The organism is Mongoliibacter sp. (genome assembly GCF_007692705.1).
Classification (GTDB): domain Bacteria; phylum Bacteroidota; class Bacteroidia; order Cytophagales; family Cyclobacteriaceae; genus Mongoliibacter.
In genome coordinates this window covers 17,568-31,327 of sequence record NZ_REBN01000256.1, presented here as the reverse complement: position 1 = coordinate 31,327, position 13,760 = coordinate 17,568, and the positions used below count along the sequence as shown (strand labels likewise).

General features: G+C 38.1%; 13 protein-coding genes. 2 read left to right on the top strand and 11 right to left on the bottom strand.

The genetic code is table 11. The features are described 5' to 3' along the window. Positions 1-68: 68 nt before the first annotated feature. From EA341_RS17590 to EA341_RS17540, 11 genes are all read right to left on the bottom strand, one after another. The gene (locus EA341_RS17590) at positions 69-1,829 is read right to left on the bottom strand and encodes a DEAD/DEAH box helicase (RefSeq protein ID WP_293016480.1); all 1,761 of its coding nucleotides are present in this window, start codon (positions 1,827-1,829) and stop codon (positions 69-71) included. A gap of 202 nt (positions 1,830-2,031) precedes the next feature. After that, on the bottom strand, positions 2,032-2,292 hold the full coding sequence (locus tag EA341_RS17585; RefSeq protein WP_293016479.1) for an acyl-CoA-binding protein: 261 nt from the start codon (positions 2,290-2,292) through the stop codon (positions 2,032-2,034). Positions 2,293-2,485: 193 nt separating this feature from the next. Continuing rightward, positions 2,486-3,775 (bottom strand): citrate synthase, encoded by a 1,290-nt coding sequence (locus EA341_RS17580; protein ID WP_293016478.1) that lies wholly within the window; start codon positions 3,773-3,775, stop codon positions 2,486-2,488. Between the two features lie 304 nt (positions 3,776-4,079). Next, entirely contained in the window at positions 4,080-4,499 is a 420-nt protein-coding gene (locus EA341_RS17575) for a BrxA/BrxB family bacilliredoxin (protein WP_293016477.1), read from the bottom strand. Positions 4,500-4,522: 23 nt separating this feature from the next. Continuing rightward, on the bottom strand, positions 4,523-4,864 hold the full coding sequence (locus EA341_RS17570; protein ID WP_293016476.1) for a DUF59 domain-containing protein: 342 nt from the start codon (positions 4,862-4,864) through the stop codon (positions 4,523-4,525). A gap of 4 nt (positions 4,865-4,868) precedes the next feature. Then, positions 4,869-5,300 (bottom strand): SufE family protein, encoded by a 432-nt coding sequence (locus tag EA341_RS17565; protein ID WP_293016475.1) that lies wholly within the window; start codon positions 5,298-5,300, stop codon positions 4,869-4,871. Beyond that, positions 5,297-6,520, bottom strand: coding sequence for an aminotransferase class V-fold PLP-dependent enzyme (locus EA341_RS17560; protein ID WP_293016474.1), 1,224 nt, complete (start codon positions 6,518-6,520; stop codon positions 5,297-5,299). The genes EA341_RS17565 and EA341_RS17560 overlap by 4 nt, the downstream gene beginning before the upstream one ends. A 2-nt stretch (positions 6,521-6,522) precedes the next feature. Next, positions 6,523-7,797 carry a Fe-S cluster assembly protein SufD gene (gene sufD / locus EA341_RS17555; RefSeq protein ID WP_293016473.1) on the bottom strand — a complete coding sequence of 425 codons (1,275 nt, stop codon included), beginning with the start codon at positions 7,795-7,797 and terminating at the stop codon, positions 6,523-6,525. A 32-nt stretch (positions 7,798-7,829) separates the two neighbouring features. Continuing rightward, positions 7,830-8,591 (bottom strand): Fe-S cluster assembly ATPase SufC, encoded by a 762-nt coding sequence (gene sufC / locus EA341_RS17550; protein ID WP_293016472.1) that lies wholly within the window; start codon positions 8,589-8,591, stop codon positions 7,830-7,832. 35 nt (positions 8,592-8,626) lie between these two features. After that, positions 8,627-10,072: a Fe-S cluster assembly protein SufB gene (gene sufB, locus EA341_RS17545; RefSeq protein WP_293016471.1), complete on the bottom strand. Its 1,446-nt coding sequence runs from the start codon at positions 10,070-10,072 to the stop codon at positions 8,627-8,629. A gap of 287 nt (positions 10,073-10,359) precedes the next feature. Beyond that, the gene (locus EA341_RS17540) at positions 10,360-10,827 is read right to left on the bottom strand and encodes an Lrp/AsnC ligand binding domain-containing protein (protein WP_293016470.1); all 468 of its coding nucleotides are present in this window, start codon (positions 10,825-10,827) and stop codon (positions 10,360-10,362) included. A 348-nt stretch (positions 10,828-11,175) separates the two neighbouring features. On the opposite strand from EA341_RS17540, the gene EA341_RS17535 reads away from it, so the two are divergent. Together EA341_RS17535 and EA341_RS17530 are read left to right on the top strand one after the other, a co-directional pair. Continuing rightward, positions 11,176-11,637, top strand: a complete 462-nt coding sequence (locus EA341_RS17535; RefSeq protein ID WP_293016469.1) for a hypothetical protein — start codon at positions 11,176-11,178, stop codon at positions 11,635-11,637. A gap of 120 nt (positions 11,638-11,757) precedes the next feature. Beyond that, a complete protein-coding gene (locus EA341_RS17530; RefSeq protein WP_293016468.1) occupies positions 11,758-13,677 on the top strand; it encodes a M14 family metallopeptidase in 1,920 nt (639 codons plus the stop codon). Positions 13,678-13,760 lie beyond the last annotated feature (83 nt).

The window sequence follows — 13,760 nt, the reverse complement described above, 5'->3', positions numbered from 1 at the left end:
GCAATCCCTGAGGGACTACGCTTTCCAAATTACTAACCTTTATAATTTATAAACTGTATTATGAATACTTATCCTTTGGAAATTTCCATATTAACGGATTTTCCTTTGATAGTGTTGTTCTTCATTACCTTGATCACGTGATCAGCATCTTTTTGAGGAACATCTACGAAAGAGAAATTATCAAAAATGTCGATTCCTCCGATGTTTCGTCCTTCAAGTCCGGTTTCTCCGGCAATTGCTCCGACGATATCATTTGGACGGATCCTATCTTTTTTACCTAGGTTAAGAAAAAGTCTCGCCATACCTGGCTCTTTAACTCCTTTTTCACGGGTTGATCTTCTTCTTTCGCCTCTTTCGCCTCGCTCACCTCTTTCTCCTCTTTCGCTTCTTTCTCCTCGTCCACCTCTTTCAAAACGGCTACCTCTATCTCTTTCTCTACCTCTTCTTTCGCCATCTCTGCCTCTGCTGCTGCCTCTGTCTCTGTCTCTGCTGAGATCAAGATCGAAATTTTGGTCCTGCATTTCACTAACAGCATCTGCCATTTGCATTTTGGTAAGACCAAGCATAACCTGCTCTACAGTAAGACCTTCGGCAAGCATTTGACCGATAGTTTCTTCATAAAACCTGTTGTCTTCTTCCTTGCTTAAAAGTCTGTGGACATTTTTCACAAGCTGTTGCTTTTTGAGGTCAATCAAATCAGCCACAGAAGGAGGTGACATTTTAGTGATGGTAGTTTTGATAAACTTCTCAATATCCTTCACCCTGAACATGTCTTTTCTTCCAGTGATAAAGTTGATGGCGGTCCCTGATTTACCAGCTCTGCCAGTTCTACCGATCCTGTGTACGTAGTTCTCTTCGTCCAATGGTAGGTCAAAATTGAATACTGCTTCAACATTATCCACATCAATTCCTCTTGCTGCTACATCAGTTGCTACCAAGACAGATACATGTCCCTTACGGAATTTGTTCATTACTTTGGTACGCTGTGCCTGAGACAAGTCTCCATGAAGTGCTTCAGCGCCTATGCCTCTAGCTACCAATTCTTCAGTAACCTCATCAGTTACTCTTTTAGTATTACAAAAAACTACACTCAAGGCGTATTGATTCAGGTTCATCAACCTGCTCATTAATTCCATCTTCAAGGATGGTTTAACTTCATAATACTCTTGAGAGATATTTTCTACAGTCAGTTCCTTTCTTAAAACCCTAACCACCTCAGGATTGTCCTGGAATTTTTTGGTAAGATCTAGAATTGGCTTAGGCATGGTTGCCGAGAAAAAGACAGTCTGTCTTTCTTCAGGACATTCGCTAAGGATGTTTTCAATATCTTCTCTGAAACCCATGTCAAGCATTTCATCTGCCTCATCTAAAACGATGATACGAACCAGGTCTAGTTTGAGTGTTCCTCTATCCATGTGATCCATGATCCTTCCGGGAGTTCCCACTACAATCTGCACACCTTTTTTCAAGCTTCTGATCTGACGATCAATAGCTTCTCCACCATAAATACAGGTAGAAGATATGCCTCTTTTATATTTTGATAATTTCACAATCTCTCCTTCTACCTGTACCGCCAACTCTCTGGTAGGGCAAAGAATCAAAGCCTGAGGCTTATTGATACTTGCATCTACATTGTCGATGATTGGAATACCAAAAGCAGCTGTCTTACCGGTGCCCGTTTGAGCCTGTCCGATGACATCCTTGCCTTCCAGCATAAAAGGGATTGATTGTGATTGAATAGTTGAAGGGTGGGTATAGCCCATCTCTTCCACTGCCTTTAGGATTTCACTAGAAATCCCAAGGTCTGAGAATAATAATTCTTGTTCCATGAAATGTTTCCTTACTTCTTCAAACCATGATTTCCTAGAAGTATCCCAGATCTAAGCGACAGTAAGGAAACCCACGGTGTGAAAAATGTTCTTAATTAATTCGGGTACAAAAGTATGATAAAATATTTTGAATACCAACTTTATTCTAAAACTATTTAGAATATTTTACACGAATTTTTTATTTGACGCATAAAATATTTTGTCAGATGTATTTTTCTGAAAGTTTATTGATCAACGAAATGTATTCGGATTCTGCTTCTTCTTTTGATTTTCCTTTTAAAGATAACCACGCATTGTATTTGGCTGCTGCTACAAAATCAAAACCGGTAGGTCTCTCTTCCTCATTATCTCCTTCTGTTGCTTGCTTATAAAAACTATAAATTTTTAGTAATTCATCATTACTAGGCTTAGAAGTGAAATTTTTGGTTAGGGCTACAGCTTCTTGAAGGGTTTTTGCTTCCATTGGTAAACTCGTTTTCTTGTTTGAGTTTCCAAATATAGTCAAAGAATTATTTTATGGAGATTTTGACGAATAAAATTTAAAGAACAATATTTCAGGTTATGGGTGTCAATTTTTGAAACCTAAAAGTTCAGAAGATTTCAAATTAAAAAAGCCCCTGAGATTCTCAGAGGCTTTAACTTTGGTCTATGAGGGATTAACCTCTTCTGTTCATTGAAACATAATCTCTTTCTGTCTCTCCAGTATATATTTGACGTGGTCTTCCTATCGGCTCACCATTTTCTCTCATTTCTTTCCACTGAGCGATCCAGCCTGGAAGTCTTCCCATGGCAAATAGTACGGTGAACATGTCTGTAGGTATTCCCAATGCCCTGTATATAATTCCTGAGTAGAAATCTACGTTTGGATAAAGCTTTCTATCTACAAAGTACTGATCATTTAAAGCTGCATGCTCCAATTCCTTTGCAATATCCAGGACAGGATCATTTACACCCAATTTAGCCAACACGTCATCTGCTGCCTTTTTGATGATTTTTGCCCTTGGATCAAAGTTTTTGTAAACCCTATGTCCAAAGCCCATCAACCTGAAAGGATCATTCTTGTCTTTTGCCTTATCAAGGAATTTTTTAGTATCTCCTCCATCAGCTTTGATGGCTTCCAGCATTTCAATTACTGCCTGGTTTGCACCTCCGTGAAGTGGCCCCCAAAGCGCATTGATGCCTGCTGATATGGATGCATAGATGCTGGCTTGAGAAGATCCTACGATCCTAACAGTTGAAGTAGAGCAGTTTTGTTCGTGGTCTGCATGGAGGATCAAGAGTTGGTCCATTGCTTTGGCAACTACTGGATCTACATCGTATCTTTCAGCAGGAAGAGCAAACATCATCTTCAAGAAGTTTGAACAATAATCCAGACTGTTATCTGGATAATTTACAGGATGGCCTACTTCGTTTTTGTATGCCCAAGCAGCGAAAGTTGGCATTTTGGCCAATAGCCTAATAATGCTTAGGTTCACTGCATCTTCATTACGTGCAGGATCAAGGGATTCTGGATAGAATGCCGTAAGTGAACAGATCAATGACGACAATACACCCATTGGATGTGAATTGGAAGGGAATCCGTCAAGTATTTTCTTGATGTCTTCATGCACCAATGTATGGGTAGTGATTTCTCGAGTGAAATTCTGGTATTCGGCTTGTGAGGGAAGATGATCGTAAATCAACAAATAAGCAACCTCCAAGAAAGATGACTTTTCTGCAAGATCCTCAATTCTATATCCCCGATACCTTAAAATTCCGTTTTCACCGTCCAAAAAAGTAATGGAGCTTGTCGTTGATCCCGTGTTTTTGAAGCCTGGGTCAATGGTGATCAAACCAGATTGCGCTCTTAGTTTGGCGATGTCAATTGCTTTTTCATTCTCAGTACCTTCAATAATCGGAAGTTCGTATTCCTTTCCTCCGTAAGATAACTTAGCTATTTCGGCCATAAGTATATATTATTTATTTTTCAGTTTATTGTTTCAAAATTATTAACTGTATTTAAAGTGCTTAAGTTAGTAAAAACAGGTGTTTTTTAAACTATTTATTATTTCAATAACCCATATTCCGGTATAAGTGTCCAAGAGAAGGTAGTTGAAGAAATCTCTTGATCTTTAAGCCTTTTCGGTTTTATTAATGTCAAACCTCATTGGATTAATTATGATAAAAATAGATTGTCAAAATAATATTTCGCACTTATCTCACGAAGCTACTATATTTTTTTAGCAAAAAAAAAGCCCCGAAGGGCATTTTTTATTTACAGAAATGATCGAAAACTTCAACCAAATGATCACCTATCATTTGAGCATTACGACCTTCTATATGATGTCTTTCTACAAAATGCACCAATTCTCCATCTTTAAATAAAGCCATTGCTGGGGAAGACGGTGGATAAGGGAGGTGATGTTTTCTAACAGAGTCTACTGCGCCCTTGTCATTTCCTGCAAATACTGTTGCCAAAACACTTGGTTTAGCATCGCTTTTATCTAAAGCATACCTTACTCCTGGTCTTGCAGCTCCTGCAGCACATCCGCATACGGAGTTGATTACGATAAAGGTTGTGCCTTTATGTTCTTTGAGGTGATTTTCTACATCCTCTGAGGTTCTGAATTCCTGAAAACCTACATCTGTCAATTCTGCACGCATTGGTGCTATCAATTCTTCTGGATACATATCTGTTTTGATTTAATATATTTTTAAAGAAAGCCTAATTCTAACTGAGCTGCTTCTGACATCATGTCCTGTGAATAAGGAGGATCAAAAGTAAGTTCTAGTTCCACATGGTTGATTCCCGGAATCTGTTGAATTTTATCTTTGACTTCAGAAGGGATAAATTCTGCTGAAGGACAGTTGGGCGAAGTAAGAGTCATCAAGACAAAAACATTATTCACCGGATAAACACTTATCTCATAGATAAGTCCAAGTTCATATACGTCAACTGGGATTTCAGGGTCATAGACTTGCTTGATGGCATTGATGACTTTTTCCTTTAACTCCTGCTGAGGTATTTCTTTTAATTTTTCTGTGTTTTCTGACATAGTATCAGGCGTTTTGTTTGGCTTGGTAAGCCAAAGCGTAAAGTTTCATCTGTTTAATCATAGAGGCGAGGCCATTTGATCTCTGGGAACCGATAATGTTTCCCATACCGATTTTATCTATAAATTTTAGCTCTGCGTCTATAATCTCTTTCGGGCTTCGTTCTGAAAGCACCCTGATCAGCAAACTGATCAACCCTTTGGTAATATCTGTATTTGAATCTGCAAAAAAATGGATTTTCTCATTCTCCATTTTTGCAGTCAACCACACCTTGGATTGACAACCTTTGATGATATTATCATCAATTCTATCGTTTTCAGGGAAGTCTGGTAAGTTATTACCTAACTCCATGATATAGAAGATTGTAGACTCCTTGTCATCCCCTAAAATCTCAAATTCTTCTATTATTTCATTTTGAATATCCTGGATATTGCTCATTTATTTTTGATTTTGGCAATCTTCGAGACCGCTGCTACCAACCTGTCTATTTCGGATTTGGTATTGTAAACAGAAAAAGAAGCCCTTACGGTTCCCTCAAGACCAAGTCTATGCATCAAAGGTTGTGTGCAGTGATGTCCTGTTCTGACCGCAATACCATTGGCGTCTAACATCATTCCCACATCAAATGGATGCATTTCATTGATATTAAAGGAAATTACACTCACTTTTTCTTTTGCAGTACCTACTGGAATGAAACCTTTGATTGAGTTTAAACCATCAGTAGCATAGCTTAACAGTTCATCCTCATGTTCCTTGATTTCTTTTTTTCCAAGTTGTTGTATGAACTCTATTGCCTTTGCAAAGGCAATTACATCAGCGATATTTGGAGTGCCAGCCTCAAATTTGAATGGTATTTCATTGTAGGTGGTTTTTTCGAAACTTACCTCCTTTATCATTTCACCTCCACCTTGATAAGGGGGCATGCTTTCCAAAACTTCTCTTTTGCCATAAAGAATTCCAAGTCCGGTCGGACCATAGAGTTTGTGTGCTGAGAAAGCAAGGAAATCACAATCTAAATCCTGTACATCCACTTCCAAATGACTTGTAGACTGGGCTCCGTCTAACAGTACTCTGGCCCCTACTTTATGGGCTGATTTGATGATTTGTTTTACCGGGTTAATGGTCCCAAGAGCATTAGAAACATGTACAATACTTACAAATTTGGTCTTTTCAGACAATAAATTCTCAAAAGCCTCAAGGTCAATTTCTCCTTCCTCACTAATAGGTATTATTTTGAGAATTGCTCCTTTTTCCTCACACAGCATTTGCCAAGGAACGATATTGGAGTGATGCTCTAAAGTTGAGATGATAATTTCATCTCCTTTGCTGATAAATTTCCTACCAAATGTTGAAGCTACCAGATTGATGCTTTCCGTAGTACCCTTGGTAAAGATTATCTCTTCTTCCTCTTTGGCATTGATGAATTTTTGTATTGCAGATCGGGTATTTTCGTAGTATCGGGTAGCACGGTCAGCCAATGTGTGAGCCCCTCTATGAATATTTGAGTTGTCTAGCTCATAATATTGCACCAAGGCGTCCAAAACCTGTTTAGGTTTCTGGGTGGTGGCAGCATTATCGAAGTACACCAAAGGCTTGCCATTCACTTCCTGATGAAGTACTGGGAATAAATTACGTATTTCTTCGATGTTAATAGGCATGATTAAATATTACTCCCGAGTCGTTCTTTTACCAATTCAGTTACCTGATTTTTAAAGGATTCATCAGTGATGTGTTCTAAAATTTCTCCAGCAAAGGCAAATAATAACATTCCTTTCGCTTGGTCTTTACCTAGCCCTCTGGTCTGAAGGTAAAATAATGCTTCTTCATCCAATTGACCTGTTGTACAGCCATGAGAGCATTTTACATCATCTGCCCAAATTTCCAATTGTGGTTTGGTGTTGATGGTTGCATCTTCAGATAACAGAATATTATTGTTTTGCTGGAAAGCATTGGTTTTTTGTGCATCCTGTCTCACAAAAATTTTTCCATTGAAAACTCCTCGCGAACCATCAGCTAAAATTCCTTTGTATAACTCGTTGGAGTCTGAATGTGGCATGGTATGATCCACATTGGTATGGTTGTCTACATGGGTTTTCCCATTGAGCAAATACAATCCATACATGTTTCCGACTACACCTGAATCCAATAGGTTGAGACTTAGGTTGTTTCTAGCCATGTCTCCACTCAACGAAATTACTGTGCTGGTAAAAACAGCATCTCTGTAAATATCTGATTCAAAATTACTGACAGCAAGTGATTGCTTGCTTTCATTTTGTAACCTTGAATAGTACGAGTTGGAATTTTTTGCGGCTTTCACCTCCACTACTTGATTAAAGAAATAAGGTTGGTCATCAAGTGAAATACTGTTTTCCAAAAAGGAAGCTTCAGCATTTTCCTCAACTTCGATCAATACTCTTGCAGGGATTACCTGTCCTGCTTTTGCTTGGTTGAAAAATAAAAGAAAAACCGGTTGTTCTACCTTTTGATTCTTTTTTACCTTAATGTAAATACCATCCTTAAAACTAGCTGTATTGATTGCAGCGAAGACGTCTTTTTTGATTTTAGCTATTTCACCCAACAAACTTGGCTGAGAACTGGAAAGTAATGAAATCTCGTAACCTTGTTTGGAGAGTTTTGACAGTTCAAAATCTACCGTACCGTTGTTGAATACAAGGTAGTCTCCTGTGTATTCACTTGGAAGCGCATTTTGGATATCGTCTGCCTTCAAGTCAGTAGGCTGAGCGGTGGAGAAATTCGTAATAGATTTTTCCAGCTTTCTTTGAATCGCCGTAAATTTGTATTCTTCTTCCTTGATTCCAGGAAGCCCTTTCTCCAAAGCAAAGGCTTTGGCTTTTTCACGTAACGCGGAAAAAGAGGGGTTTTCAGGAAATTGTAGGAGAGAACTTAATATATCAGTTTTTATAGCTGTTGCCATTTCAATTTGAGTTAGATTAAAGGGATTAGGAATTAAACAGAAGCTGTGTCCACCTCTTCTTTGATCCAATCATATCCTTTTTCTTCAAGTTCCAAAGCCAAATCTTTGGATCCTGATTTTACAATCCTGCCATTATAAAGTACATGGACAAAATCAGGAATTATATAGTCCAATAACCTTTGGTAGTGGGTCACCACTATTGAAGCGGTTTCAGGAGATTTGAGTTTGTTGACTCCGTTGGAAACGATTTTCAATGCATCTATATCCAATCCAGAATCTGTTTCATCCAGAATCGAAAGTGTTGGTTCCAACATCGCCATCTGGAAAATTTCATTTCTTTTTTTCTCACCGCCTGAGAAACCTTCGTTCAAAGACCTGCTCAGTAATTTTTGGTCCATTTCTACCAATTTCATTTTCTCTTTCATAGTTGAAAGGAATTTGACTGCATCCAGAGGTTCTAATCCTCTGTATTCCCTCACCTGATTGACAGCTGTTCTAAGAAAATTTGTAGAGCTGACACCTGGGATTTCTACTGGATATTGAAATGCTAAAAACACACCTTCTCTTGCCCTGTCTTCAGGAGCCAAATCAAGTAGGTTTTTACCTTTAAAAATAACTTCTCCTTCAGTGACTTCATATTCTTCCCTTCCGGCAAGCACTGAGGCCAGAGTTGATTTCCCTGAACCGTTAGGGCCCATGATGGCATGTACCTCCCCAGCTTTTATTTCCAAGTTGATACCTCTCAAAATAGGTGTACCTTCTATTGATGCGTGTAAGTTTTTTATGGTAAGCATATTGTAAATTCTATTGATTCTAAGTGTTAATTAATTTATCCAACAGATCCCTCAAGCGTCAGTGCCAATAATTTTTGTGCTTCGACGGCAAATTCCATTGGAAGTTGGTTCAATACCTCCTTGGCATAACCGTTAACAATAAGTGCTACAGCGTCCTCAGAACTGATACCCCTTTGATTGCAATAAAAGAGCTGATCTTCTCCGATCTTGGAAGTGGTAGCCTCATGTTCTACCATTGCAGTGGAGTTTTGGATATCGATATATGGGAAAGTATGTGCCCCACATTTGCTTCCCATCAATAAAGAATCACATTGTGAAAAGTTTCTTGCGTTAGTAGCCCTTTTCATGACCTGAACCTGACCTCTGTAAGAATTTTGGGAATGTCCTGCAGAAATACCTTTTGATACGATTCTTGACTTGGTATTTTTACCGATGTGAATCATTTTGGTTCCTGTATCCGCCTGTTGGTAATTGTTAGTCACGGCTACAGAATAAAACTCACCCACTGAATTATCTCCTTTAAGTATACAGGAAGGATATTTCCAAGTGACCGCAGATCCAGTTTCTACTTGTGTCCAGGATATCTTGGAGTTGTCACCTGCACATATGCCTCTTTTGGTTACAAAATTATAGATACCGCCTTTGCCATTCTTGTCTCCGGGGAACCAATTCTGTACAGTGGAATATTTGACCTCTGCATTTTTTGCAGCGTATATTTCTACTACTGCGGCATGAAGTTGATTTTCGTCTCTTTGTGGTGCAGTGCAACCCTCAAGATATGATACATATGAATCATCCTCCGCAACTATAAGTGTCCTCTCAAATTGACCTGTATTGGCTGCATTGATCCTGAAATAAGTGGACAATTCCATCGGGCATCTCACCCCTGAAGGGATGTAGCAAAACGAGCCATCTGAAAAAACAGCTGAGTTCAAGGCCGCATAATAGTTATCCGTCATAGGTACTACTGAACCAAGATACTTTTTGATCAATTCAGGATGTTCCTGAACAGCTTCACTGAAAGAACAAAAGACTATACCTAATTTTGATAAGGTATCTTTAAAAGTAGTTCCTACAGACACTGAATCAAGGACAGCATCAACGGCTATTCCCTGGAGTCTTTTTTGTTCGTTGAGTGAAATGCCCAACCTTTCATATATCTGCAACAATTCAGGATCTATTTCATCTAAATTTTTAGGTTTTTTATCCTGTTTTGGAGCGGAATAATACCTTAATGCCTGAAGATCAATTTTAGGATAATGAACATTGGCCCATTCTGGTTCTTTCATTTCCAGCCAAGCCTTAAAAGCTTTCAATCGCCAATCCAAAAGCCATTGTGGCTCTTCTTTTTTGGCAGAGATCCATTTGATAATATCTTCATTGAGTCCAATAGGAGCCTCATCGGCTTCATAATTCACAGACCAGCCATGTTCGTACTCCTTTGAGGTAAATTCTTCTAAGATTTGATTGTCTTTGCTCATGAGGTGAGTTATTTAGACTAATTATAGTTTGTGCTTCGAAGGTACAACATTATAGAAAAAATAATTGTTCGATGTCGTATAAAAATATTGAAAATACCAATTATATATCAGGTTAAATAATTGGTTATCAATATAATAAAAAAAATCACAGATGAATCATACAAATTCACCTGTGATTATAATGTTATAATTATTCATTGAATAATGAAAAAATTTATTTATTTAGATTTAATCTAAATTGGTTTTTATGCTAAATTTATTTTTATCAGAAAATGATTTTAATCATGTTATTTGTCAAAAAACTGAATAGGTCTATTAATGCTTTCCTCGAGTACAATCAGGGTTTCTGTCCTATCAATGCCTTCTACTTTTTGGATTTTATCCAAAACGGTCCTTAGGTGATTGGTGTCTTTACAGATGATTTTGGCAAAAATGCTATAATTTCCGGTTGTATAATAAGCATTGATGACTTCAGTGATTTCCTTGAGTTTTTCGATCACGTTGTCATATAGTGAACTCTTTTCCAAATAGATTCCTAAAAATGCAGAAATGTCGTAGCCTAATTTTGAAAAATCAATGTTCAATGTTGCGCTTTTAACTATTCCCATGTCTTCCAATTTCCTCATGCGAACATGAACTGTACCTGAGGACACGAATACTTTCTTTGCTATTTCTGTGTAAGGAGTCTTAGCATCATCATTTAAAAGTGAAATGATCTTAAGGTCTACATTATCGATATCTAAAATTTTGTCCATTTTGAAGGGGTTGTTTTGAATCTATGTTAATAATAATGCTGTCAAATTATAAAATACTTAAAAAATACCAAAATTTATTTTTCAATTTGTAAATATGACATGAATCTGTTTATTTTGCTTTTCATCTTGAATACGTATAGAATATTTTGGTAGGTTACATTATTGAAAAAGAAATAACTGCAATTGCCTCCAAATAATTTAGTATCAAGCAGTTTGTACATGAAACTTTTAATCTCTAAAGTTATATTTGGGTTTATATTCTGAAAAGAGTCTTGCTTTTGGCAAGACTTTTTTATTTGCATCCGATATTTTTTTAAATGCAAAAAATTGTGTTTGAAACAATTAAATATGTATACTTGTCTCTCTAATAGAGATGTGATGATAAAGAAGTTTCAACTTTCTGTTCTAATAATGGCACTTGCATTGATTTCTTTCAGTGTGTCTGCCAGTGTAACTTCTGAAAAAGACGACGAGAATAGTCGGGTTTCTTCAGAATTGAGACTTCATTCAACGTCTGATGATGTTTATGGATCTCCATGGGAATTTCCCGAGTTCACTAATGAAATCATAGATAGTTATGTTCCTTTTATTTTCAGAACAAAGAAGAGTGCTGAAATAACAGAGTTGAGGGTTATTTTGAGTGTAAGTGAGAAAGGTAAGATAGCAGGATATAAAGTTATCAAAGAAGACGCTGACAAGGGTTTGAAAGAACGGGTAGGCTTTGTCTTGAGACAGTTGCCAAGACCACAGTCAGTAGTAGGGTTTGAGCAGCATGAATCTACTGACTTCCTTTTGATTATTAAAAATTAATTTCAAGAGTGTTTAATTATATTGAAAAGTCCCGGGCAGAATTGTCCGGGACTTTTTTTTGAGCGGTTAGGAACATGAGATTAACTCCTTTACTTTTATTCCAAACCAATCTTAAATAATATGAACAAAATTATACTCTCTTCGCTTGGAGCACTCCTGCTTGGTTCGGGAATGGCAATGGCGCAGGAAAAGGTCCTGAATGAAAAGACATGGCCGGAACATGACGAAAAGTCAAAATTTTATACGGTATCCGGTGAGAGACATGGGCAGTCCTTTTTTAAGAAATATGAGTTTCCTGAGGTTGAATATAAGCCTGGGGACAAACTGACTTTTGACATCTACCATACTCCAGATGTGATGTACCATTGGTATAGGTTGTGGGCAGAAAAGTATCCTGAGATCACTGAGTTGTATGAAGTGGATAAGTCATATGAAGGGCGTCCGATTCTTCAGATGACCATTACCAATAAAAAAACCGGCAAGCATACGGATAAACCTGCGGCATATTTTGAAGGAGGACGTCATGGTGGAGAGGTCACGGCTAGTGAAGCCGTTCTTTGGCTGACGCAGCATTTGCTGGAAAATTATGGTAAAGATCCTGAAATCACCAAGCTGATAGACACGAAGACCATTTATGTAAGACCTCAGAATAATCCTGACGGTTCAAATATGTATCTGTTTTCAGAACAAAGAAACAGAAGTACTGTGCGTCCTTATGACGTAGACGGTGATGGTCTATATGATGAGGATCCTGAGGAAGATCTTAATGGTGATGGTGTAATTCACATGATGCGGAAAAAAGCTATAACTGATGAAGAAAAGGCAGAAGCCAATTATATCCTTGATCCACGGGATCCCAGCGGAAGACTGATGAAAAGGGTTTTTGAAGGACAAGGTGAGTACCTGATGTACACTGAAGGAATAGACAATGATGGGGACGGTAAGTTCAACGAAGATGGAATAGGTGGACTTGACTTACATAGAAACTACCCTGAAAACTGGCGGCCTGATAGGAGAGGAGATATGACAGGAAGAGGATATACCCAGTTTGGTGCCGGTGAATATCCATTGAGCGAGATTGAGACAAGGTCTACAGTACTATGGTTGCTTTCACACCCTAATATATCTGTAGTAAACTCTTTGGACACTAGGGTTCCCATGCACCTGAGGCCACCTTCTACATCCTCCTCTGAGGAGTCCATGTTTGAGAAAGATAGAAAAATATATGAGTATTATGATAGCTTGGGGATGAGTATTACAGGCTATCCTTGGGCAGGTGATGTTTACGAAACCTATTCTACCCGATGGAAAGTTAACAGACTCACTGGAGATCCTCTAAAACCTAATCCCCTATTTGGACATGGGCCAGATTTCGGTTATTTCTATTATGGAGCTATTTGGTATGGAGATGAACTATGGAATAATGGTGCGATGAAAGATTATGATGGAGATGGTATCCTTGATGATTATGACGCATTGATGTGGGATGATGAAGAGAATGAGTCCAGGGGATTTAAATCCTGGGAAAAATTTGACCATCCGCAGTTGGGTGAGATTGAGATAGGTGGATTCCATCCAAAATTCTTCTCACAAAACGGGCCACCTTGGCAATTGGAAGGCTGGATCAGAAAGCAGTCACTATTCAACTTGGCCATGGCCATGGATTTACCTCAGATTGAAATCAACGACGTTCAAGTTAACAAGTCCGGTGATGAGTACGAAATCAGGGTCAAATGGAGTAATTCAGGGAAACTGCCGGTAGCTTTAGATCAGGCAAAAAGAGTAAAAATCGTACAGGAAGATCGATTGATGCTTGATTTTGATAAGGAACTGATGAAAGGTTTTGAAAATGCGAAGGTACAAATTATCAGCCCTGAATTATATGACAAGACGATCTATGCTGGCTACACGGAAGCAGGGGAGTCTAAAGAGTCTGTCTTCAGGGTGAAAGTCAACCATAACGAGCCTGTAAAAGGAAAAATCAAATTGCTCTCAACACGAGGTGGGTACGTTGAAAAAGAGATTACTTTAGGTAATTGATTTTAATTTCGGAATAATATAAACCAAACCATAAAAGCCAAGATGAATTTCTGAGCTTTTATGGTTTTTTTAATTTGGGCCTT